This window comes from Kitasatospora griseola (assembly GCF_014648555.1).
Lineage (GTDB): Bacteria > Actinomycetota > Actinomycetes > Streptomycetales > Streptomycetaceae > Kitasatospora > Kitasatospora griseola.
The window spans coordinates 13,715-37,158 of the sequence record NZ_BMRI01000052.1 but is presented as its reverse complement, the minus strand read 5'-3'; the positions used below and the strand labels follow the sequence as shown (position 1 = coordinate 37,158).

The following is a 23,444-nucleotide window of genomic DNA, read 5'->3' as shown; positions in this document are numbered from 1 at the left end:
CGGGACGCGAAGATCACCCAGATCTACGAGGGCACCAACCAGGTCCAGCGCATCGTGATGGCCCGCAACCTGCCGTAGGCCCTCACCGACAGCCGGGTCGCTTCCACGTTCAGGTCACTGTCCGTGCCGCGACCCGGCTGTCGGGCGCCTCCCGCTGCGCGCGGTTCTCGCGCCCACCCGCCTTCCGCACTCCCACCTTCTTGGCCGGGGCGCCCGCCCAGATCTCGTTGGGCCCGGTGGAACGCGTGAGCACCGCGTTCGCGCCGATGATCGTCCCGGCGCCGACGGTGAGGACGCCTGACTTGCAGACGATCTTCGCGCCGGCGCAGACCATCACCCCGTCCTCCAGGACGACCCTTCGCATCGCGGACTCCTCCTGCGGGACCCACGGGTCCGCCCGGCCGATGGTGACGCCGTTGTAGAGGGTGACGTTCGCGCCGAGGGTGGTGAAGGGGTGCAGGACGGTGCCGAAGCCGCGGTGGAAGACGGACAGGCCGGGGCCGATCTCGGCGGCGGCGGGGACCTCCATCCCGTACAGGGCCAGGGCTTCCTGGACCAGCCGGCCGAACAGCCGGCTTCGGCGGCGGTAGATGAGGGAGGTCACCAGAGACATGGCGGACATTCTCCCGCCGGAGAGCCTGATGCGCCGTCAGCGACGCGCGGGCCGACGGGAGTTCGCGCACTCCCGTCGGCCCGCGGCGGTCAGGGCGCGGGGACGGCGGTGTCGTTCTTCATCGCGTCGAAGACGGCCTTGGACTTGGCCGGGTCCCACTTGACCGCGGACTCGCCGGTGGGGGTGCGGAAGTCGGGGTTGCCGATCGGGACGGTGATGGTCTTGCCGTCGCCGCCGGTGACGCCCTTCATGGCGAGGAACATCGAGCCGAGGTCGGTGAGGCCGGCGTCGTCGTCGACGATCAAGGTGTCCAGGCCGGCCGAGGCGAGCGGGTAGAAGGTGAAGGGGTTGAGCAGGGTCGCGGGGGAGGCGGCCTGCTTGGCGAGGGCGCCGAGGAACTTCTGCTGGTTGCGCATCCGACCGAGGTCCTGGTCGGCCATCTGGTGGCGCTGGCGGACGAAGGCGAGGGCCTGCTTGCCGGTCAGGGTCTGGGTGCCGGCCTTCAGATCGAGGCCGGAGTCCTTGTCCTTGACCGGCTGGTCGATGGTCATCTCGACGCCGCCGACGGCGTCGACCAGGCCGACGAACCCGGCGAAGCCGATCTCCGCGTAGTGGTCGATCCGCAGGCCGGTGCTGGTCTCGACGGTCTGCACCAGGAGCCGTCCGCCGCCGGCGGCGAACGAGGCGTTGATCTTGTGGGTGGCGGCGGGGACGGTCCTGCCGCTGCCGGAGGTGTCCTGGTGGGCGGGTATCTGCACCCAGGAGTCGCGCGGGATCGACATCAGGGTGGCCCCGTTGTCGCCGGTGTGCAGGATCATCATCGAGTCGCTGCGCTTGCCCTCGGCGGAGCCGGTGTGGAGGGAGTCCTCCTGGGCGTCGGTGAGGCCCTCGCGGCTGTCGGAGCCGACGATCAGCCAGTTGGTGCCCTTGCCGGCCGCCGGGCGGCCCGGGTAGTCGGCGAGCACGTTCTCGTGCCGGAGCTTGCCGTCGGCCCAGAAGTAGGTGCCGATCATGGTGGTGAGCAGCGCCAGGACCAGGCCGAGCGCCGAGTATCCGATGATCTTCTTGCGCGAGCGGCGCGGTCGGGCCGGCTGCCCGGGGCCGCCGAGCGGGCCCGGCCCGGGCTCGTGCGGCTGCTGCCCGTACGGCGGTCGACCGCCGTACGGCGGCCCGCCGCCGGGGCCGCCGCCGGGCGTGCCGCCCTGGTACGGCGGACGGTCGTCGGGTTGCTGTGCGGGGCGGGACAGCGGGGCGCCCGCGCCGCGCGGATTCAGCGACGGCGGCAGCGGCGGTTCCGCGCCCGCCCCGCCCCGGCCGCGTGCCGCGTCGCCCTGCCCGTATGCGCCGCCCCCCGGGCGCTCCTGCCACGTGTTCATGAGGGGAAGGATGCCCGAACCGCGGGCCGCGTGGTGATCGTCCGGCTCGGCCGGGGCCCCTTGTGGCCGTTTTGATGCAGGGCCCGGACCGTTCGGTGCGGTGTTCACCGGGCGGGCACGGCCTTGACCCGGTAAAACGGCGCGTGCTTGCATGGCTGCATGGAGCAGCGGAAGGTTCTCACCCGTCGGCGGCACGTCGACCACGGTCGGGTGTCCTGCTCGCTGTGTCGCGGCTGAGTCCTCGCCGCACATTCACCCTCACCGCGAGCCCGCGCCCGGGTCCTCGCGTTCCCGTTTCTCCCGTCTCCGGCCGCCCCTGCCCGCGGCCGTACGCATCGAGGTGACTCCATGGCCGTGATCCTGTCCGTCTCCGGTTCCCCGTCCGCGACCTCCCGCACCACCCGGCTGCTGCGCCACGTCGACCGCCGGCTGGTCTCGCACGGCCACCGGGTGGCGGCGCTGGACGTCCGCACGCTGCCCGCCGAGGCGCTGCTGGCCGCCGACACCGGCGACCCGGCGATAGCCCGCGCCGTCGAACTGTTCGAGCAGGCCGACGGGGTGGTGATCGGCACGCCGGTCTACAAGGCCGCCTACTCGGGCCTGCTGAAGGCGCTGCTCGACCTGCTGCCGCAGTACGCGCTGCGCGGCAAGACGGTGCTGCCGCTGGCCACCGGCGGCTCCACCGCGCACGTGCTGGCGGTGGACTACGCGCTGCGTCCGGTGCTGACCTCGATGGGCGCCGCGCACGTCACCCAGGGCTGGTTCGTGCTGGACCGGCATGTCGGGGTGCGCGAGGACGGCGGCACCGAGCTGGAGCGGGAGACCGAGGTGCTGCTGACCCCGGTGGTGGACGCGTTCTCCGCCGCGCTCCGGCCGCGGGCCGAACTGGCCGCCGCGAGCTGACCGTTCGTCGGCGTCCGGGCTCCGGACCCTCACCCCGCGGGGCGCAGACCCCTAGGGGAGAGGGCCCGGACCCCGGAGCGTTCCCCGGTGGCGGCGTTCGTCCCGGTGGAGGACGAAAGGGATCGGCGCAGCCGGGAGTCTTGAGGACATCGGGCGGACCCCACCCCACCTCAAGGAGCACGCAGTGACCACGGCAGCCAGCGCCGCGCACCTCACACCCGTTTTCGAGCAGAACGACGTCGCGGCCCGGGCCCGGCAGGTGACCAAGGCGTACGGGACGGGCGAGACCCGGGTGACGGCGCTGAACGCGGTCGACGTGGACATCGAGCGCGGCCGGTTCACCGCGATCATGGGCCCGTCGGGTTCCGGCAAGTCGACCCTGATGCACTGCCTGGCCGGCCTGGACAGCGTCTCCGAGGGGCGGATCTGGATCGGCGACACCGAGGTCACCGGCCTGAAGGACAAGCAGCTGACCCGGCTGCGCCGCGACAAGATCGGCTTCATCTTCCAGGCGTTCAACCTGCTCCCGACGCTGAACGCGCTGGAGAACATCACGCTGCCGATGGACATCGCCGGCCGGCGGCGTACATCGGGCGGGGCGGACCGGGCGTGGCTGGAGCAGGTGATCGACACCGTCGGCCTGTCCGGTCGACTGGGGCACCGGCCCGGCCAGCTCTCCGGCGGCCAGCAGCAGCGCGTCGCGGTGGCCCGGGCGCTGGCCGCCCGGCCGGAGATCATCTTCGGTGACGAGCCGACCGGAAACCTGGACTCCCGCTCCGGCGCGGAGGTGCTCGGCTTCCTGCGCCGCTCGGTGGACGAGCTCGGCCAGACCATCGTGATGGTGACGCACGACCCGGTGGCCGCCGGCCACGCGGACCGGGTGCTGTTCCTCGCCGACGGCGTGATCGTCGACGAGATGCACAACCCGACCGCCGACTCCGTCCTGTCCCGCATGCGCCGTTTCGACGGCAAGCGCACCAGCTGAGACGGGATCATCGACGATGCTGCTCAAGACCTCGCTGCGGAGCTTCCTGGCGCACAAGTGGCGCCTGGTGCTCTCCCTGCTGGCCGTGGTGCTCTCGGTCGCCTTCGTGGCCGGCACCCTGGTCTTCTACAACACCGCCACCAGCACCTTCGACCGGCTGTTCGCCGCCACCGCCTCCGACCTGTCGGTGCGCAAGGCGCAGGACGAGCTGACCGCCGACAGCCCCGGCCGGGCCTCGACCGTCCCGGTCGCCACCCAGCAGAAGCTCGCCGCCGAGCCGGGCGTCGAGGCCGCGGTCGGCAACGTCTTCTCCTCCTCCGCCACCCTGGTCGACCCGGCCACCAACAAGGTGGTCGGCCCGACCAGCGGGGCCCCCACGCTGACCGGCAACTGGACGGAGTCGCCGCGCAAGTCGGTGGACATCACCTCCGGCCACCAGCCGCAGGGCGCCGACCAGTTGATGCTGGACGCCGACACCGCCAAGAAGGCCGGCCTCGGCCTCGGCAGCAGGCTCCGGGTGATCGCCGAGAGCGGCACCCACGACTTCACCGTCTCCGGCATCGTCACCTTCCGGACCACCAACCCCGGTGCGGCGCTGGCCTTCCTGGACACCCCGACCGCCCAGCGGGTGCTGCTCGGCACCGAGGCGTACACCTCCGTCGAGCTGTTCGGCGACGGCAGCCGCAGCAACGACGAACTGAAGACCGCGGCGCTGGCCGACCTCGGCAGCGGCTTCGACGCGAAGACCGCCGCCGAGCAGCAGAAGGAGAACTCCGCGGGCGTCGGCTCGTTCCTGAAGTTCATGAAGTGGGCGATGCTCGGCTTCGCCTTCCTGTCGGCCGCCGTCGGCATCTTCCTGATCGTCAACACCTTCTCCATGCTGGTCACCCAGCGCACCCGGGAGATCGGCCTGCTGCGCGCCATCGGCGGCAGCCGGTCGCAGGTCAACCGCTCGGTGCTGGTCGAGGGCCTGATCCTCGGCGTGATCGGCTCCACGATCGGCATCGGCGCCGGACTCGGCCTCGCCGTCGGCATGATCCAGCTGATGCAGGCGACCGGGATGAACCTGGACTCCTCCTCGCTGCAGGTCACCTGGACCGTCCCGGTGGTCGGCTACGCCGTCGGCCTGCCGGTCACCCTGCTCGCCGCGTTCTTCCCGGCCCGCCGCGCCGCCCGGATCACCCCGATGGCCGCGCTGCTCGACCACGCCGCCCCGGCCGAACCCCGCGCCAACCGGATCCGGGCCGTGCTCGGCCTGGTGGTGACCGGCGCCGGCGTCGCCGCGCTGGCGCTCGCCGCGGGCTCGCCCGGCTCCACCGGCGGCCTGCTGCTCGGCCTCGGCCTGCTGGCCACCCTGACCGGCTCGGTGGTGCTCGGCCCGCTGCTGGTCTCGGTCCTGGTCCGGCTGCTCGGCGGCCTGCTGCCCGCGTTGTTCGGCCCGGCCGGGCGGCTCGCCCAGCGCAACGTGGTCCGCAACCCGCGGCGCACCGGCTCCACCGCCGCCGCGCTGATGATCGGGCTGGCCGTGGTGATCGGCGCCTCCGTGGTCACCTCCTCGATGGTCGGCTCGATGACCTCCCAGATCGACAAGTCCGTCGGCGCCGACTACGTGGTGGACGGCGGCCACGGCGCCCTCACCCCCGCCATGATCGACGCCGCCCGGCGCACCAAGGGCCTCGACCACCTGACCGAGCAGCGCAACGTCCCCGCCGAGGTGACGCTGCCCGACGGCGGCACCCTGCGTACCCGGCTCGCCGTCTCGAACGCCGACTTCCTGCGCGACTTCCGGCTCCCGGTGGCCACCGGCAGCGCCGAGGCGGTGTTCTCCGGCGGCGGCCTCTCGGTCGGCCAGGACTTCGCCGACGAGCACCACGTCTCGGTCGGCGACCAGTTCGCCGTCAACTACGGCGAGGGCCGCACCCAGACCCTCAGGGTCGCCGCCGTGATCAAGACCGGCAACCAGCTGTTCGACCAGCGCTTCTTCACCGACAGCGACACCGTCGCCAACGCGATGAACGGCCAACTGCCGCTCACCGGCGTGGCGTTCGGCACCGCGTCGGCCGGCGCGGACAAGGCCGCCGTGCTCGCCGACCTGCAGAAGTCGCTGGCCGAGTACCCGCAGCTGGTGGTCAAGGACCAGGCCGGCTACAAGGAGATGGTCAAGTCCCAGTTCGACCAGCTGCTCGCCATGGTCTACGGCCTGCTCGGCCTGACGATCGTGGTCGCCGTCCTCGGCGTGGTCAACACGCTGGCGCTGTCGGTGATCGAACGCACCCGGGAGATCGGCCTGCTGCGGGCCATCGGCCTGTCCCGCCGTCAACTGCGCCGCACCGTCCGGCTGGAGTCCGTGGTGATCGCCCTGTTCGGCGCCCTCCTCGGCACCGCACTCGGCCTCAGCTGGGGCGTCACCGCCCGCGCCGTCCTCTCCGAGCAGGGCCTGACGGTGCTGACCATTCCCACCGGAACCGTCGTCACCGTCCTGATCGGCTCCGTCCTGGTCGGCCTGGTCGCCGCCCTCGTCCCGGCCTTCCGCGCCGCGAGGATGAACGTCCTGGCCGCCATCGCCACCGACTGACGCACCACCGAACCACCCAGGCCCGCCCGGAGCACCCGCCCCGGGCGGGCCAGGCCTGCTCTCAGGCCACGGCGAACCGGCTGCCGTTCGGTGCAGCAGGAGTCGTAGGTTCCCCCACCTCCGGTGCGAGAGCCCCGGAAGGCGCCTGTAACAATCGCGCGCATGTCGGAATACCCCGTGCCCCCACTGCCCGCCGCGCCCGCGCTGACGCTGGCCGCCGCCGACCAGTGGCGGGCCGCCCGGGTGTGGCGGCGGCTGCACAGCCGCTGGCTGGCGCTGCTGCCGGTGGCGACGGCGGCGCTGGCGATCGCGTTCGACCACACGCCCGACCGGTGCGACGCACTGCGGGCCTGTACCGCGCCGTACGCCGAGAGCGCCGCGCCCGCCGTCCTGCTGGTGGAATTCCTGGTGCTGCTGCTGCGCCGGCGCACCGGCTTCGTGGTGCCGGCCGCGGCGGGCCTGCTGCTCTGGTTCCTGCCGAACGCGCTGCCGGGCCCCTGGCTGCCCGCCGTCGCCTGCGTCGCACACCTGCTGGCCGCCGCTGCGCTGTACCGGACGGAGGCCGGCAGGCGTCGCGCCGAGGCCCAACTGGCCACCTTGATGGGCCCGCCGGTGCCGTACCCGTGGACGCTGCAGGGCGGCGGCTCCCCGCTCGACCTGCCGCCGCTGCCCCGGGTGCGGCAGATCCTGGCCGCCCTGTTCGGGGCGGTCGCGGTGGTACTGCTGGCGGTCGGTGTGTGGCAGACCGAGGACGGCATCGACCGGGCCGCCCGCGCCGACCGGGTGTGGGGCACCGTGCGCAGCGTCGACGGCGGGGGCGACAGCACCACCGTCGAGTACCGGCTGCCGCACGAGTACCGGACGCTGACCGTCGAGGTGGACGGCGAACGCACGGTCGGCGAGGAGGTCCCGCTGCTGGTCGACGGCACCGGCTGGTACCGGGCCGCCGACGAGTGGCAGGACTCCGCCCCGTGGTGGCTCGGCGTCGGCGCGGCCGGCACCTTCGCCGTCCTGCTGGTCCTCTCCGCACGTCGCACCACCCTGGCACGCCGAACCATCGGGGACGCCGCTCCCGCACTCCGGGTCCGGGTCCGGCGGACGGCGAGCGGCGTCCTGGAGGTGCTGCCGGTGGACGGCGGCGACCGCGAGTCCGGCCTGTGGCGAGTGATGCCGTTCGGCGACGAAACCGCCCAGTACGCGCCCGCCGATCTCGACAACCCGGCCGCGTGGATACCCGATCCCGGCGCCGACGATGACGACGACGATGACGGTGATGACGAGGACGACGAGGACGCGCCGGTCGCCCCCGTCGAGGCCGACGCCCCCGTCGAAGCGCTGCTCTACCACTGGACCGGCCGCAACCGGCTCGTGGTGCTCCGCTCCCCGGAGGCGCCGCACAAGTGGACGGCCGCCCGCGCCGTCGTCCTCGCGGCACCGTCCGGGCGGCACCGCGACGGCGACCCGCGCGACGAGGCGGCGCAGGTGAAGGCCCAGGTCGCCCGCCACCTGGCGGACGACCGCGCCGAACAGCCCGACGGCCGTCCCGAACCGGCCCGAGTGTTCGGCCTGCCCACCGCGCTGCGCTGTGCGGCGGCCCCCGTCGCCGCCGTGCTGATCGGCGTGGTGATGAACTACCTCGCCGAGCAGGGCGGCCTGGTGGACGGCCTGATCCGCCCGCTGCTGATGGGAGGCGGGCTCCTGGTCGTCGTGGTGGACGGGTTCGGCTGGCAGCTCGCGGTGGACCGCGACGGGGTCGCCCTCAGCGGCGTGCTGCGGGTGCGCCGGGCAAGTTGGCAGCAGCTGACGGCGGCGGCGCTGCACAGCGGCCGCGTCACGGTGCGGTACCGCAGCCGGCCGCTGTTCGGCTTCGCCGCCGGCCCGGCCCGGCTGCTGCACCGTCACTTCGGCGGCGAGTTCGACCCGCAGCAGGTCGCCCGCACCGTCACCGCGCTCGCCCAGCGCCCGGAGCGCCGACCGCTGATCGCGCTGCCCGAGGGCGCGGTCGGCGCGACGATGTGGCTGAACCGCCTGGTGCTCGCCGGGTACCTGGTGTGGGCGGTGGCCCAGTACCTGTTGCGCTGACCTGCCGTCAGGCCGGGCAGCTGATCTCGCTGCCGCTCTCCGCGCCGGCCACCGGGCCGTCCCCCGCGGCGGTCGGTTCGGGCGCGGCGGCGGCCGGGCTCCGATAGTCGCTGCCCGCCACCACCTGGAAGGTCGCGCCCAGGTTCGGGACCTTGACCAGCTCGGCGTCCGGCAGCGCGGCGGCCAGCGTCTTCACCGACTCGTCCCAGCGCGGGTCGTAGCGGATAACCGTGCGGGTGGCGGCCGGGCCGTTGCCGGGCGCGTTGGACGGGGTGCCGGTGGTGGCGAACCCGGCCTTGCGGAGGTCCTCGTCGACCCGGTTGCCGAGGCCCTGCACGCCCGCGCCGTTCAGCACCTGGACCCGTACCTGGTCCGGGGGAACCGTTCCGGCAGCCGGCGCCGACGCCGTCGATGGGGCGGTCGCGGTCGCCGGGGCCGGACCGGTCAGCGGGCGCCCGGCCCGGACGGCGTCGAACAGCGCCTTCGCGCCCTTGTCGTCCCACAGCACGGTCGAGCCCCAGCCCTGCACCGGGTGGTCCACCGAGGACAGCGGCACCGTCGCGAAGTCCGCGTTCGACGCCGACAGGTCCTTCAACCGGGCCGCGAAATCCAGCAGTTCGGCGTTGCCCAGGCCCTTGTCGACCTTCACCGAGCGCAGCACGGTGTCCATCACCCCGGTCAGCCTCGCCGGGTTGAGCAGGGTGCCGCCGGAGGACGCCTGGTGCAGCAGCTGTGCCAGGAACTTCTGCTGACGGTGCATCCGCCCCAGGTCCGAGGAGCCGTCCACGTGCCGGGCCCGGACGTAGCGCAGCGCCCCCGCGCCGTCCAGCCGGCTGGTGCCGGCCGGCAGGTCGAGGCCCGAGAAGTCGTCCCGCAGCGGCTTGGGCGTGCAGACGTCGACGCCGCCGAGGGCGTCCACGGTGGAGACGAAGCCGAGGAAGTTCACCTCGATGTAGTGGTCGATCCGTAGCCCGGTGTTCTGCTCCACGGTGCGCACCGCCAGCGGCGCCCCGCCCATCCCGTACGCGGCGTTGATCTTGCCCTTGGCGGTGGCCACCTGCTTGCCGGAGACCCGGTCCTGGTGCGCGGGGATCTCCACGTACGAGTCGCGCGGCACCGAGACCACGGTGGCCCGGCCGTGGTCGGACAGTTGGACGATCATCATGGTGTCGGTGCAGTGGCAGGACTCGCCGCCCGCGTGCAGGACGTCCTTCAGGGTGGACTCCGAGATGCCCTCCCGTTCGTCGGTGCCGACCACCAGGAAGGTCGACGCCCCGTCGTCCGCGGGCCGGTCCGGGCCGCCGCCGATCGCGTCCACCCGGCCCAGCGAGGAGCCGACACCGTTCAGCACCGCCCAGCCCGCGCACGCGGTGGCCAGCACCGAGCAGGAGAGCGTGCCCGCCACCCAGAGCCCCCAGCGCCGACGACCCGTCCAATGGGATCCGGACAGGCGTTCGATCGGGCGGTGAGCAGGCATCTTCCGGATGCTAGGCGCTGCGGCCCGCCGCACCCGGGCGGCGCGCCGGACCGGGGCCGACCCGGGCCGACACCCGCCGGTCCGCGCCGGTACGCTCGGGCACGATGAACACCAAGGCTGCTGAGGAGCTGCCGGCGGTCTCCGTGATCATGCCGGTGCTCGACGAGGAACGTCACCTGCGCACTGCCGTCCACCGGATCCTGGAGCAGGAGTACGACGGCGAACTGGAAGTGGTGATCGCACTCGGCCCGTCCACCGACCGGACCGACGAGATCGCCGCCGCCCTGGTCGCCGAGGACCCCCGGGTGCGCACCGTCCCCAACCCGACCGGCCGCACCCCCGCCGGCCTGAACGCCGCGATCCGGGCCAGCCGGCACCCCGTGGTGGTCCGAGTGGACGGCCACGGGCTGCTGACGCCCGGATACATCGCCACCGCCGTCCGGCTGCTGAACGAGATGGACGCCGCCAACGTCGGCGGCATCATGCACGCCGAGGGCGAGACCGAGTGGGAGCGGGCCGTCGCCACCGCGATGACCTCGAAGATCGGGGTCGGCAACGCGGCCTTCCACACCGGCGGCCTGGCCGGCAAGGCCGACACCGTCTACCTCGGGGTGTTCCGCCGCGAGGTGCTGGAGCAGCAGGGCGGCTACAACGAGGAGTTCATCCGCGCCCAGGACTGGGAGCTGAACTACCGGATCCGGCAGGCCGGCGGACTGGTCTGGTTCACCCCGCAGCTGAAGGTCACCTACCGGCCCAGGCCGACCCCGCGCGCCCTCGCCAAGCAGTACAAGGACTACGGCCGCTGGCGTCGCGTCGTCACCCGCTACCACCGCGGCTCGGTCAACCTGCGCTACCTGGCGCCGCCGGCCGCCCTGCTGGGCGTGGTCGGCGGCCTGGTGCTGGGCGCGGCGCTGCATCCGGTGTTCCTGGTGCTGCCGGGCGGCTACTTCGCGGCGATCGTCGCCGGCGGCCTGGCGGAGGGTCGCGGCCTGTCCGCCAAGGCCCGGGTGCAGGTGCCGCTGGCCCTCGCCACCATGCACCTGAGCTGGGGCTTCGGCTTCCTCACCTCGCCGCGCAAGCTGGCCCGCAAGGTGATCGCCTCCACCGCGCCCGCGCCGATTGACCCGGCCGCCGCCACCGGCGCCTGACCGGCCGTCAGGGACGGTCCCCGGAAGTCCGGACGGGGGCCGTCCACCCGCGCTAGGGTCGCGCCATGACGAGCAGCGACCCCAGGATCGAGGCCACCGCCGACGTCGACCCGCGCGCCGCCGTCGGCCCGGGCAGCACCGTCTGGCACCTCGCCCAGGTCCGCGAGCACGCCGAGATCGGCGCCGAGTGCATCATCGGACGCGGCGCCTACGTCGGCCCCGGCGTGAAGCTCGGCGACCGGGTCAAGCTCCAGAACCACGCCCTGGTGTACGAGCCCGCGGTGCTGGAGGACGGCGTCTTCGTCGGCCCCGCCGCCGTCCTCACCAACGACCTGTACCCGCGCTCCGTCGACCCGGACGGCCGGCTCAAGCGCGGCGACGACTGGCACGCCCGCGGTGTCACGCTCCGGCAGGGCTGCTCGGTCGGCGGCCGGGCCGTGCTGGTGGCCGGTGTCACCGTCGGCCGGTGGGCCCTGGTCGCGGCCGGCGCGGTGGTGCACCGGGACGTCCCCGACTTCGCGCTGGTCGTCGGGGTGCCCGCCCGCCGGATCAAGTGGGTCGGCCGGGCCGGCGAACCGCTGGAGCCGGCCGGCGACGGCCGCTGGCGTTGCCCGCGCACCGGCGAGCAGTACACCGAGACGGGCCCCGACACCCTCGTCCCGGACGCCGAACTCCCGTCCTGAACCGGCTATTTGAACTTCGACGCGCACACGTTGGTGTCGTCCGCGCGGACCCGCTGGAGATCCTTCGGGGCCCCGGTCGGCGACGCCGACGGCGTGCCCGCCCCGACGAAGTCCGCGCCCAGCACCACCGTCACGCCCGCCGACCGGCCGCCGGCCCGCAGCGCCGTCGCGGGCAGGCCGAGCGCCGCGGCCACCGCCTGCGCCCGGTCCTCCTGGCCCGCCGGGTAGGACACCGAACCGGTCGTCCGGGCCTCCACGTTGCTGCCGGTGACGGCCAGCGCGAAACCCTTCGCCCGCAGCAGCGACACCGCCCGCCCGGCCTGCCCGGGCGTCCCGGTGCCGTTGCGGACCGTCACCCGCACCGCCTCGGCGTCGATCGGCGGCGGCTCAGAGGCGCTGACCGACGGCGTCGGGGAGGCCGGCGGAGCGGTCTCGGTCAGCGAACGGTCGGCGGCGATCATCGCGAACAGCTGCTGTGCGTCGCCGGGCTTGAGGACCAGCCGGTTGTTGTCCGTCGGGTCGTCCAGCACCGGCACGGTGGTGAAGGTGATGTTCCGGGTGTTCACCCGGGAGACGTCGAGCGCCAGGTCCTTCAGCCGGTTGACGTCGTCGATGGCGCTGTCCACGGTCAGCGCCCTGGTGGCGGCGTCCGCCAGGTTCCACAGCTTGGCCGGGCTGGTCAGGGTGTCGCTGCTCTTCATCTTCCGGATCATCGAGCTGATGAACTGCTGCTGCAGCGGAATGCGGGTCAGATCGCCGCCCAGGCCCACCGCATGACGGGTCCGGACGAACGCCAGCGCCTCCTCGCCCTGCACCACGTGCCGTCCGGCGGTCATCCGCAGGTGCGAGTACGGGTCGTCGATGGCGGTGGCCGCGCACACCTCGACGCCGCCGACCGCCGTGGAGAGTGACTTCACCGCCTCGAAGTTGACCATCATGAAGTGGTCGATCCGGACGCCGGTCAGCTTCTCCACGGTCTTCCACGTGCAGCCCGGGTCCCGCCCGTCCTGGCCCAGGCTGGTGTTGAACATCGCCCGCGCCGAGCCGGGGATCCGCTTCTCCCCGCTCCGGCAGTCCGGGACGGTCACCATCAGGTCGCGCGGGATCGACAGCACCGTGGCGTTGCTGCGGTCCTTGGAGATGTGGAACAGCAGCGTGGTGTCCGCGTGCCCGGTCGACCCCTCGTCACCGTAGTCCCGGCCCAGGCCGACCCGGCTGTCGGTGCCGATCACCAGCAGGTTCAGCGCGGCGTTGCCCGCCCGCGGCCGCTCCGACTCGTCGCCGACCTGGACGTTCACCGAGGAGATGTTCCGGTTCAGGTGCCGGTACACGTAGAGCGCGCCGCCGCAGCCCGCCGCCAGCACCAGGCCCAGCGCGCCCGCCGCCCAGGTCAGCAGCCGCCGCCCGCGCACCACCCGGCCGCGCCGCCGCGCCGACCGTCCGCCCGCTGCCGCACTGGCGCCCGTCCGTCCGGCCGGCCGGGCCCGCGGTACCTCGGTCCGCGCTGTTCCGGCCCGCGGCGCCCCGGCCCGGCCTTCGGAGGCCCGCCGGGCCGCGTCCGGGCGGAGCCGGAACTCGCCGGTCTCCGGGTCGAGCACCCACTGGTCGGCCGGATCGGCGTCCGGCTGCCCCGAGTCGTCCGAGCGGTGTCCGCTGTTCATCCGGGCCACCCTAGACGAGCCCGATCGGCGAACCGCCCGGCTACGAGCCGCCGTCACCCGGCGGAGCGGCGGGAAACGACAACGGCGCGCCCCACCCGGCCGGTTGACCGGGCGAAGCGCGCCGCACAGGGCCTGAACGCTCAGCCGAGACGCAGTGTCACTCGTTCGGATTCGATCCGCTGCTGCCACTGACGATCCGTCAACTCGCCGGAGTTCCGGCACAGCACGACCGACGCCCCGGCCGCCAGCGGCGCCAGCAGACCCGCCTCCAGCCCCGCCCAGTCGTCGAAGGACAGCGTCGACAGCACGCGGCTCCCGCTGTCCAGACCCAGCCGGGCCGCACCCTCCCGGGCCAGCGCCACCGTCTGCTCGCCCGTCAGCGTCAACGCCAGCCCGTCCACCGCGGTCTCCAGCGCCACCGCCTGCGGATCCACCGGCGAGTACGGGGCGAACCGGTCGCCCTGCCCGGGCACCTCCGCCGCGTAGTCCAGGAACCCGTCCGGCCGCTGCGGGAACCGGCCGCCCAGCGGACGCAGCGCCAGCGCCACCCGCTCCCCGGGGCACTCCTGCGCCGCGGCCAGGCCGTCCGGACCCGACACCACCAGATCCGCGTCCTTCGGCTCACCGGCCGGCACCGCGACCACACCCACCGACCAGCACGCCAGCAGCCACACCGCACTCTGCCAGTGCGCCGGCAGCAGCAGCGCCGCCCGGTCGTCCGGCGAGGCGTTCAGCTCGTCCTGCAACAGGTTGGCCGTCTTCGCCACCCAGTTGTCGAAAGTCTTCGCCGACAACTCCACCCGTTCCCCGGTCGAGTCGTCGTAGAAGGTCACCAGAGGGCGGGACGGATCGGCACCGGCCCCGGCGCGCAGGTAGGCCTGCAGCAGCTCGGCGGGGGTGCGGGCGTCGGCAGCGAAAGGCGCAGTCATGGTGCGCCCCAGCCTACGTCCTGCGCCCGGCCCGACGGGAGGGTGCCCGCCCGTCCACCCGCTCCGCCGCGTTACCCTCGCAGACGCGCCCGCCACCCGCACACCCCCGAGGAACCCCGATGCCAGAGCTGACCCGACAGTGGCGGCCCGGCTACCCCCTCGACCTCGGCCGCACCCTCTACCCGCTGCAACGCGGCACCGGCGACCCCGCCTTCCGCCGCGACCCCGACGGCACCGTCTGGCGCGCCTCCCGCACCCCCGACGGCCCCGGCACCCTGCGCATCCGGCCCGACCGCGACGAGCTGGCCGCCACCGCGTGGGGTCCCGGTGCGGACTGGCTGCTCCGGCAGCTCCCCGCCCTGCTCGGCGCCGAGGACGACCCGGCCGGACTCGTCCTCCCGCCCGGGCCGCTCCGCGACGCCCAACGCGCCTGCCCCGGACTCCGGTTGACCCGCACCGGCCTGGTCCTGGAATCCCTCGTGCCTGCCATCCTGGAGCAGAAAGTCACCACCGGCGAGGCCTACCGCGCCTGGCGCACCCTGCTCCGCGACCACGGCGCCCCCGCCCCCGGCCCCGCCGCCGACCTCGGCATGCGGGTCGCGCCCTCCGCCCGCGACTGGTCCCTCGTCCCCAGCTGGGCCTGGCACCGGGCCGGCGTCGACCCCAAACGCTCCGCCACCGTCCAACGCGCCGTCCGCCTCGCCGCGAAGCTCGAAGCCGCGTCCGCCATGCCCTCCGCCGACGCCTTCGCCCGCCTCACCGCCGTCCCCGGCATCGGCGCCTGGACCGCCGCGGAAACCCTGCAGCGCAGCAACGGCGACCCCGACGCGGTCTCGGTCGGCGACTTCCACCTCCCCAACATCGTCGGCTGGGCCCTCGCCGGCCGCCCCCGCAGCGACGACGCCCAGATGCTCACCCTCCTGGAGCCCTACCGGCCCCACCGCCACCGCCTCTGCCGCATCCTCCCCCTCACGGGCGCCCGCCCCCCGAAGTACGGGCCGCGGCTGACCCCGAACGACCACAGGAGCAGGTGAGTCCTTTCAGGGGCCGGGGGTGCGCATCAAGGGGCCCGGGGAACGGCGGGGCCAAGTCTGCGGAGGGTCAACAGGGCGCTTTGCGTTCCGCCGTTTCTGGTCCCCGTCCTTGACTCCGCCCCGCCGTTCCCATGTTCTCTCTACCTGACCGTCAAAAAATCGTCCGCCGTCCGCGCCTGACGCTCCTTCGGCGCGTCCGCCGGGCGGCCCACGGCGATCGCGCCCATCGGGTCCCAGGTCGGCGGGAGGTCGAGGACGTCGCGGACGGTCTCGCGGCAGAACATCGTCGAGGACACCCACGCGGAGCCGTACCCCTCGCCGGTGAGGGTGACCAGCAGGTTCTGGACGGCGGCCCCGATCGCGACCGTGAACATCTCCCGCTCCGCGCCGGCCCGCCGCTCGTCGGGGTAGTCGTGCGACCCGTCCATCACCAGGCAGGGGATCACCAAGTACGGTGCGCCGCGCAGCACTTCGCCACGGGCGGTGCGCCGTGCGATGCGCTCCTCGGGCCAGCCGTCGAGCTCCCGCAGGTCGCGCTGCCAGGCGCCGAGCATCGCGTCCAGGAGCCGGGTCCGGCTCTCCGCGGTTTCGAGCAGCACGAACCGCCACGGAGTGGTGTGGTGCGGGGCCGGGGCGGTCACCGCCGCGGCGACGGCGCGGCGGACCGCGTCGCCGTCCACCGGTTCGTCGGTGAAGCTGCGGACCGTCCGCCGCAGCGTGACGGCCTCCCGGATCGCCTCCGAGGTGCCCAGCCGGAACATGTCCTCGGCCGCGGGGCGGATCATCGTCGCGGCCCCGTCCCCGTCCTGCGCGGTGACCAGGTGGGGCAGCCCGCGGACGACGGCGACGGGTGTGCCGGTGGCCTTGCCCTTCACCAGGTCGGCGGCGGCGGCGAGTTCGTCGGCGGTGGCGGTGACGGTCAGGTGCAGCTGGTTGCCGTGGCTGTCGGTCCGGCCGCGGTGGTCCTCCAGGGCCGACAGTCCGGCGGCGCCGATGGCCACGTCGGTGAGCCCGTTGCGCCAGGGCCGCCCGAAGGTGTCGGTGACCAGGACGGCGAGCCGACGGCCGGTCAGTTCCTGGAGCCGGGCCCGAAGGCGGCGCGCGGACGCGTCCGGGTCGACGGGCAGCAGCAGGACGGTGCCGGGGGCGGTGTTGGACGCGTCGACGCCCGCGGCGGCCATCACCAGGCCGTTGCGGTTCTCGACGATCCGGGCCCGGCCGCGCCGGGCGACCACCCGAACGGTCTCGGCGTCGATCGCGGCTTCGCGGTCCTCGGCGTGCACCAGCCGGCCCTCGGCCTTGGAGACCACCTTGGAGGTGACCACCAGGATGTCGCCGTCCTCGAACTCGCCGGCCTTGGCGATCAGTTCGGCGAGGTCGTCGCCCGCAGCGATCTCCGGCAGCCCGGTGACGGGGAGCAACCGCAGCCCGTCGGCGGTCACTTGGCGACCTCGGCGGCCAACTCCAGGGCGGCGCGGGCCATCTCGGCGGTGGCGTCGAGGTCGGTCATCAGCAGCGGCACGGCCCGGCAGGCGATCCCGGCGGCCTCCACCGCGGCGACGGCGGCGGCGTCCGAGGTGTCGACCAGCCAGCCGTCCAGCAGCCCGCCGGAGGCGCGCGAGCCGTAGTGCTCGGCGACGGCGGCGGCGGAGGTCTCCACGCCGATGGCGGCGAGCACCTTGTCGGCCATGCCGCGCACGGGCGCGCCGCCGACGATGGGGGACAGGCCCACCACGGGGGCGCTCGCGCCGGCCACCGCCTCCCGGATGCCGGGGACGGCGAGGATGCTGCCGATCGACACCACCGGGTTCGACGGCGGCAGCAGGACGAGGTCGGCCCCGCCGATGGCCTCCAGCACGCCGGGCGCGGGCCTCGCGGCGTCCGCGCCGACCGGGATGATCGCCTCGGCGTCGACCGCGGCGTGCAGCCGCACCCAGTACTCCTGGAAGTGCACCACCCGCGGTCCGTCCGCGTCGGTGATCCGGACGTGCGTCTCCACCCGGTCGTCGCTCATCGGCAGCAGCCGCACGCCCGGCTTCCAGCGGATGCACAGCGCCTCGGTGACGGCGGACAGCGGGTAGCCGGCGTCGATCATCTGGGTGCGGACGAGGTGGGTGGCGAAGTCCCGGTCGCCGAGCCCGAACCACTCGGGGCCGACGCCGTAGGCCTTCATCTCCTCCTTGATCGACCAGGTCTCGTCGCGGCGGCCCCAGCCCTGCTCCTCGTGGATGCCGTCGCCGAGGGTGTACATCACGGTGTCCAGGTCGGGGCAGACCTTGAGCCCGTACAGGTGGATGTCGTCGCCGGTGTTCCCGATCACGGTGATCTCGTCGGAGGGCGAGACCGCCGCCCGCAGTCCGCGCAGGAACCTGGCCCCGCCGATTCCACCCGCCAGTGCAGTGATTCGCATGGCTTCATCCTGCCAGCGCGTCAGTGCACCCGGTGACGGTCCCGCCGAGTGGCGGCCGGGTACTGGTTCATCTCGACCAGGCCGGGCGTGTACAGGTGGACGGAGACGGCGGGCTCCAGCGCGGCGTTGACCATCTCGTGCAGGTGGCCGGTGGCGAACACCCGTACGCCGCCGGGGCCCAGGGCGCGCGAGCCCTCGCCGTCGGCCGTCAACGCGCGTTCGGTGAGCTCGCCCTGAAGGACCGTCATCACGCCCGCCGAGGGGCCGTGGTCGTGGAAGCCGCTGGACTGGCCGGGCAGCCAGCTGAGCAGCCACACCTCGTAGCCGGGGCCGGTCTCCAGCCGGGCGTACCAGCGGGTCAGCGCGTCGTAGCGGACCAGCGGCTCCCAGCGGGCGCGGTCGGCGGCGATCTCCCGCACCAGCCGGGCGTAGCCGGCGACGGTGGTGGGGTGGCCGGGCAGGTCGGTGCGGGCCAGGTGCGGGAAGGCCGTCGGGTCGCCCGCGATGGACACGTCGCTCAGGCCGTCCGTCCAGCGCGGGGCCGCGGCGGGCCGGGGGAGGGGCAGCTGCTTGCGGTCGCGGTTGCGCTTGCGGAGGCGGGGCATTCGCACGGGGTGACGTCCTCGGGTTCGGCTGCGGGCAAGGATCAGCCGGATCCGCGAGAGCGTTCAGGGGGACTGTCGCGCGGTCGGCCTCTGTTCCGGGGGCGGCGCGCGGTGGGACGCGGGCGCCTAGATACAGCGGAGACAGCGGCAACAACACGAGGAGTTCGCGGCAGTGCCGAGGAGCGCCTGGCGGCGCCGGTCGGAGAAGAGGGCCGGGAACTCGGACATGCGGGCAAGCAGACCGCAACCGACCCTCCAGTGTCAAGGAGCCAGGTCGGACATTCGGGTCACATCGTCCTGGAACCACCGGATGGGGTGATAAACGCCCATTCAGGTTTGGATGGGAAGATCATGGGGAACAGACGCCGTGAGATCGCCCTGGACCGGCGCGGCCGGGTGTGATCGGACGGACTGACGGCAGGTCAGGAACCCGGTGGGATGTCCAGGTTGTCCGGATATGTACACTATTCGTAGTGGCTTGGTTCCGGGGAGTGAATCCTTGGCCCAATACCAGAGCTCGGCTTGACTGGGCCAGAGTGACGCAACTGTAATTTCTCTCGTGTCGTTCCGCCGCACCGGCAACGGCAACACCACGGGGACGCCAAGAGGGGCAGAGGAGGCGCGCCAGAATGAGCGAGCTCTTTGAGCTGTTGATCGGTGAGGGCATCGAGGAAGACGAAGAGGAACTCGGCTGGCAGGAGCGCGCGTTGTGCGCCCAGACCGACCCCGAGTCGTTCTTCCCCGAGAAGGGCGGATCCACCCGGGAGGCCAAGAAGGTCTGCCTGGCGTGCGAGGTCCGCGCCGAATGCCTGGAGTACGCCCTCGCCAACGACGAGCGGTTCGGCATCTGGGGCGGGCTCTCCGAGCGCGAACGCCGCCGACTGAAGAAGAGCGCGGTCTGACCTCCCCGCAGACCTCACCCGTGCCGGCGCCCCACCATCAGGTGGGGCGCTTTCGCATGTCCGCAACAGCCGGGCCGGCAGCGCAGATACCCGTTGCACCGTCTCTTCACACCACCCGGGACAACCGGGCCACCCGGAGCCGTTAGTGTGGTGCGTCATCTGCCGTCAAACCCGAACCGGTGGTCCGCGCACCTGATGACCGTCTACAGCCACCAGAGCGGCTTCTCCGCTGCCAGGCCACCCGCCTATCCGCGCCATCTGGTCACCGCGGTGATCGTCTCGCACGACGGCGCCCGCTGGCTGCCCCAGGCACTCGCCGGGCTGCTCGGCCAGGACCGGCAGGTCCAGCGCATCCTCGCCGTCGACACCGGCTCCACCGACAACTCCCCGCAGCTGCTCGCCGACACCCTCGGCGACTGGCTCCCCGACAGCGGCCCGCAGATCCTCGGCCGCCGGGTCGGCTTCGGCCGCGCCGTCGGCGAAGCCGTCTTCAACAGCCCGCCGCTGCGCCCCGAGGACCTCACCTACAGCCTCGACCCGTCCGGGTACGACCCGGTCACCGGCGGCTGGGACGACTTCGGCGACCCGCTCGCCCACGAGGACGACCTCGGCCGCGGCGGACCGCGCGAGACCCGGCCGGTCGAATGGCTCTGGCTGCTGCACGACGACTGCGAACCGCAGACCGACGCCCTGCGCCGACTGCTCCAGGTCGCCGACTCCACCCCGACCGCCGCCGTGGTCGGCCCCAAGCTCCGCTCCTGGTACGACCGCAGGCAGCTGCTCGAAGTCGGCGTCAGCATCGCCCGCTCCGGCCGCCGTTGGACCGGACTCGACCGCCGCGAGCAGGACCAGGGTCAGCACGACCAGGTCCGCCCGGTGCTCGCCGTCTCCACCGCCGGCATGCTGGTCCGCCGCGACGTGTTCGAGGAACTCGGCGGATTCGACAAGGCGTTGCCGCTGATGCGCGACGACACCGACTTCTGCTGGCGGGTCAACGCGGCCGGCCACCGGGTGGTGGTCGCCCCCGACGCGGTGCTCCGGCACGCCGAGGCCGCCAGCCGCGAACGTCGCGCCATCGACTGCGGCCCCGCCCACCCGCACCGGGTCGACAAGGCCGGCGCCGTCTACACCCTGCTCGCCAACTCCAAGGGCGCGTTGTTCCCGTACGTCCTGCTCCGGCTGATCCTCGGCACCATCACGCGGGTGATCGCCAGCCTGGTCGGCAAGGACCCCCGGCAGGCCTACGACGAGATCGCCGGCCTCGGCCACGAACTGCTGCGCCTGCCACGGCTGATGGCCGCCCGGGCGCGCCGCCGCAAGACCCGCTCGGTCGACTCGCTGGACGACCGGACGCTGTTCCCCGCGCCCGGCGCCACCGTCCGGCTGGCCGTCGAGAACGTGGTCGGCTCGCTCGGCATCGGCGGCGGCGACGACGCCGGCGCGGGCCGGCACGGCTCCGTCGAGTCCGGCCCCGGCGAGGACGACACCGACGACCTGGTGGTCGAACAGTTCGCGCTGCTCAAGAAGTTGGTGCGCCGACCCGCCCCGGTGCTGTTCGCCGCGCTGCTGCTGTTCGCGCTGGTCGCCTGCCGCAACCTGATCGGCTCCGGCTTCCTGCAGGGCGGCGCGCTGCTGCCCGCGGGCGACGGCGCGGCCGGGCTGTGGAACATGTTCGCCGATCCCTGGCACCCCGTCGGCACCGGCTCCACCGCCACCGCCCCGCCCTACCTCGGCGTGCTGGCCGTCCTCTCCTGGCTGCTGTTCGGCCACGCCGACCTGGCGCTCACCCTGATCGTGGTGCTGTCCGTGCCGCTCGCCGCGGTCAGCGCCTACCTGGTCTCCCGGCCGCTGATCGCCTCCAAGCTGGTCCGCGCCTGGGCCAGCGCCACCTACGCGCTGCTGCCCGCCGCCACCGGCGCGCTCGCCCAGGGCCGGATCGGCACCGCGGTGCTCGCCGTGCTGCTGCCCCCGCTGGCCCGCGCCGCCGCGATCACCGCCGGTCTCGGCATCCGCAAGGAGACCGCCGCCAAGGGCGCCCGCCCCGGCTGGCGCTCCGCCTGGATGACCGTGCTGATGCTCACCGTCATCACCGCGTTCGTCCCGCTCGTCTGGGCCATAGCGGTGCCGCTGTGCCTGGCCGCGCTGGTCCACGCGGTGGTCCGCGGCGGCGCGTTCGGCTCCGGCGTGCAGGCGGTGCGGCTGCTCGGCCTGCGGGTCGCGGTGATCCTCGGCGTGCCCGTGCTGGTGCTCGCGCCCTGGTCGATCGAGGTCCTCACGCACCCGTCCCGGCTGCTGCTGGAGGCCGGCGTCCCCGGCTTCAGCGGCCCCGCCGCGGACCCGCTCGGCCTGGTGCTGGTCAACCCCGGCGGCGCCGGCGTCCCGCCGGTGTGGCTGTCGGCCGGCGTGGTGCTGTCCGCGCTCGCCGCGCTGCTGCGCGCCGACCGCCGCCGCGCGGTGCTCGCCGCCTGGGGCGCGGCCGCCGCCGGACTGGTCTTCTCGGTCGTGGTGGCCGGCACCACCGTCACCCCCGCCTCCGGCGGGTCCGACACCGCCGCCTGGGCCGGCCCGGCCACCCTGCTGGCCGGCGTCGCGCTGCTGGCCGCCGCCGCGATCGGAGCGGACGGCGCCAACGCCCGGGTCTCCGGCATCGCGTTCGGCTGGCGGCAGCCGGTCGCCGCGCTGGTGCTGGCCTTCGCCGTGCTCGCCCCGGTCGGCACCGCCGCCTGGTGGGCGATCGTCGGCGCCGACGGCCCGCTGCGGCGCGACACGGCCGCGCAGGTCCCGGCGTTCATCGCGGAGGCCGGCGACACCACCGACCGCTCCCGCACCCTGATGGTCACCGGCGACGCCGACGGCACTGCCATCCGCTACGCGCTGGTCCGCGGCGCCGGCCTGACCACCGGTCAGGCCGAGGGCACCGTGGACGCGGCCGCCGATCAGCAGCTCGGCCAGGTCACCGCCAAGCTGCTGGCCGGTTCCGGCGGCGACCTGGCCCGCACGCTGGCCGGGTACGGCGTCAGCTACATCCAGGTCAAGGACCCGGTGATCGGCAAGGTCCGGGACGTCCTCGACACCACGCCGGGCGTGATCCGGCTCAGCCTCGACCACGGCATCGGCCTCTGGCAGGTCTCCGCCGTCCCCGGCAGCCGGGCCCAGATCGTCAGCCCCGGCGCCGTCCCGGTGGTCGTCCCGTCCGGCGCCCACGACATCTGGACCACCATCCCGGCCGGCCCGGCCGACCGGCAGCTGCGGCTCGCCGAACAGGCCGATTCCGGCTGGCAGGCCACCCTGGACGGCAAGCCGCTCAAGGCCGTCACCCTGGACGGCTGGGCGCAGGGCTTCCAGCTGCCCGCCGAGGGCGGCCGACTGGACGTCACCCGCACCGGCGGCCTGCTGCACACCGGCTGGGCCTGGGCGCAGCTCGCGCTCGGCGTGGTCGTGCTGGTGCTCGCGCTGCCCGGCCGGCGCAACCACAACGACGACGACCTGCCGGAGGAGGTGGTCGCCGCCCAGGCGCTGGCCGCCGCCGCGCAGGCCCAGGCCCCCGCGCCCGGCAGCCGCCGGGCCCGCCGGCTCGCCGAACGCGGCGAGGGCGGCGACGGCGACGACCCGCAGGCCGAGCCGGGCGTCTACACCGCCGGCGTCCCGGCCCAGCAGGCCGGCGAACCCGAGCCCGCCCCGGCCTACCGGGCCGAGCCCGAGCCGTTCGCCGACCCGTACCAGGCGGACCCGTACCAGGCCGATCCCTACCAGGCGGACCCGTACCAGCAGCAGGGCTACCAGTCCGACGGCTACGGCTACGACTACACCCAGCAGCAGCCGGTCGGCGCGCCCCAGCAGCCCGAGACGTACGACCAGTACGGGCAGCAGCCCGGCTACGGCTACGACACCCCGCCCGCCCAGGGCTGGACCGACCCGTACGCCGCCGGCTACCCGCAGCAGCAGGACGGGCAGCAGCAGGCCTGGCTGCCCGAGCAGCAGCAGCCCACCACCTACTACGACCCCAACGACCCCTACGGCGGCGGCCACCACCCGCAGCAGCCCGGGACGGGGAGCTGACC

General features: G+C 73.9%; 18 protein-coding genes. 10 read left to right on the top strand and 8 right to left on the bottom strand.

Annotated elements, in window-relative coordinates:
• A partial coding sequence (locus IEZ12_RS34975) for an acyl-CoA dehydrogenase family protein (protein ID WP_189278101.1) occupies positions 1 to 78 on the top strand: 78 nt, incomplete at its 5' end.
• A gap of 31 nt (positions 79 to 109) precedes the next feature.
• On the opposite strand, the gene IEZ12_RS34970 is transcribed toward IEZ12_RS34975, so the two are convergent.
• Positions 110 to 613 carry a serine O-acetyltransferase gene (locus IEZ12_RS34970; RefSeq protein WP_189278096.1) on the bottom strand — a complete coding sequence of 168 codons (504 nt, stop codon included), beginning with the start codon at positions 611 to 613 and terminating at the stop codon, positions 110 to 112.
• Between the two features lie 89 nt (positions 614 to 702).
• Positions 703 to 1,989 (bottom strand): LCP family protein, encoded by a 1,287-nt coding sequence (locus tag IEZ12_RS34965; protein WP_189278094.1) that lies wholly within the window; start codon positions 1,987 to 1,989, stop codon positions 703 to 705.
• Positions 1,990 to 2,337: 348 nt separating this feature from the next.
• On the opposite strand from IEZ12_RS34965, the gene ssuE reads away from it, so the two are divergent.
• The 4 genes from ssuE to IEZ12_RS34945 all read left to right on the top strand — a co-directional run bounded on the left by ssuE (position 2,338) and on the right by IEZ12_RS34945 (position 8,534).
• Positions 2,338 to 2,892, top strand: a complete 555-nt coding sequence (ssuE, locus tag IEZ12_RS34960; protein WP_189278092.1) for an NADPH-dependent FMN reductase — start codon at positions 2,338 to 2,340, stop codon at positions 2,890 to 2,892.
• Positions 2,893 to 3,076: 184 nt separating this feature from the next.
• A complete protein-coding gene (locus IEZ12_RS34955) occupies positions 3,077 to 3,877 on the top strand; it encodes an ABC transporter ATP-binding protein (protein ID WP_189278089.1) in 801 nt (266 codons plus the stop codon).
• A gap of 16 nt (positions 3,878 to 3,893) precedes the next feature.
• Entirely contained in the window at positions 3,894 to 6,452 is a 2,559-nt protein-coding gene (locus IEZ12_RS34950; protein ID WP_189278087.1) for an ABC transporter permease, read from the top strand.
• Positions 6,453 to 6,614: 162 nt separating this feature from the next.
• The gene (locus IEZ12_RS34945) at positions 6,615 to 8,534 is read left to right on the top strand and encodes a hypothetical protein (protein ID WP_189278084.1); all 1,920 of its coding nucleotides are present in this window, start codon (positions 6,615 to 6,617) and stop codon (positions 8,532 to 8,534) included.
• Positions 8,535 to 8,541: 7 nt separating this feature from the next.
• Here the strand turns inward: IEZ12_RS34945 and IEZ12_RS34940 are convergent, their stop codons facing one another.
• A complete protein-coding gene (locus tag IEZ12_RS34940; protein WP_189278082.1) occupies positions 8,542 to 10,011 on the bottom strand; it encodes an LCP family protein in 1,470 nt (489 codons plus the stop codon).
• 104 nt (positions 10,012 to 10,115) lie between these two features.
• On the opposite strand from IEZ12_RS34940, the gene IEZ12_RS34935 reads away from it, so the two are divergent.
• Complete coding sequence (locus IEZ12_RS34935; RefSeq protein ID WP_043914252.1) at positions 10,116 to 11,159, top strand: glycosyltransferase family 2 protein; 1,044 nt, start codon at positions 10,116 to 10,118, stop codon at positions 11,157 to 11,159.
• A 65-nt stretch (positions 11,160 to 11,224) separates the two neighbouring features.
• Positions 11,225 to 11,842 carry an acyltransferase gene (locus IEZ12_RS34930; RefSeq protein ID WP_189278080.1) on the top strand — a complete coding sequence of 206 codons (618 nt, stop codon included), beginning with the start codon at positions 11,225 to 11,227 and terminating at the stop codon, positions 11,840 to 11,842.
• 5 nt (positions 11,843 to 11,847) lie between these two features.
• Here the strand turns inward: IEZ12_RS34930 and IEZ12_RS34925 are convergent, their stop codons facing one another.
• Together IEZ12_RS34925 and IEZ12_RS34920 are read right to left on the bottom strand one after the other, a co-directional pair.
• Positions 11,848 to 13,503 (bottom strand): LCP family protein, encoded by a 1,656-nt coding sequence (locus tag IEZ12_RS34925; RefSeq protein WP_189278078.1) that lies wholly within the window; start codon positions 13,501 to 13,503, stop codon positions 11,848 to 11,850.
• A gap of 140 nt (positions 13,504 to 13,643) precedes the next feature.
• Positions 13,644 to 14,432: a TIGR03089 family protein gene (locus IEZ12_RS34920; protein WP_189278076.1), complete on the bottom strand. Its 789-nt coding sequence runs from the start codon at positions 14,430 to 14,432 to the stop codon at positions 13,644 to 13,646.
• Positions 14,433 to 14,551: 119 nt separating this feature from the next.
• Between IEZ12_RS34920 and IEZ12_RS34915 the strand changes: the two genes are divergently transcribed.
• A complete protein-coding gene (locus IEZ12_RS34915) occupies positions 14,552 to 15,466 on the top strand; it encodes a DNA-3-methyladenine glycosylase family protein (protein WP_189278074.1) in 915 nt (304 codons plus the stop codon).
• 140 nt (positions 15,467 to 15,606) lie between these two features.
• Here the strand turns inward: IEZ12_RS34915 and IEZ12_RS34910 are convergent, their stop codons facing one another.
• The 3 genes from IEZ12_RS34910 to IEZ12_RS34900 are packed head-to-tail and all read right to left on the bottom strand — an operon-like array spanning position 15,607 to position 18,487.
• On the bottom strand, positions 15,607 to 16,908 hold the full coding sequence (locus IEZ12_RS34910) for a coenzyme F420-0:L-glutamate ligase (protein WP_189278072.1): 1,302 nt from the start codon (positions 16,906 to 16,908) through the stop codon (positions 15,607 to 15,609).
• Positions 16,905 to 17,876, bottom strand: a complete 972-nt coding sequence (gene cofD / locus IEZ12_RS34905; protein ID WP_189278070.1) for a 2-phospho-L-lactate transferase — start codon at positions 17,874 to 17,876, stop codon at positions 16,905 to 16,907. The genes IEZ12_RS34910 and cofD overlap by 4 nt, the downstream gene beginning before the upstream one ends.
• A gap of 20 nt (positions 17,877 to 17,896) precedes the next feature.
• Positions 17,897 to 18,487: a cysteine dioxygenase gene (locus IEZ12_RS34900; protein WP_229848580.1), complete on the bottom strand. Its 591-nt coding sequence runs from the start codon at positions 18,485 to 18,487 to the stop codon at positions 17,897 to 17,899.
• 623 nt (positions 18,488 to 19,110) lie between these two features.
• Here IEZ12_RS34900 and IEZ12_RS34895 point away from each other — a divergent pair.
• Together IEZ12_RS34895 and IEZ12_RS40285 are read left to right on the top strand one after the other, a co-directional pair.
• Entirely contained in the window at positions 19,111 to 19,383 is a 273-nt protein-coding gene (locus tag IEZ12_RS34895) for a WhiB family transcriptional regulator (protein WP_014136066.1), read from the top strand.
• A 195-nt stretch (positions 19,384 to 19,578) separates the two neighbouring features.
• A complete protein-coding gene (locus IEZ12_RS40285; protein WP_189278068.1) occupies positions 19,579 to 23,442 on the top strand; it encodes a glycosyltransferase family 2 protein in 3,864 nt (1,287 codons plus the stop codon).
• Positions 23,443 to 23,444 lie beyond the last annotated feature (2 nt).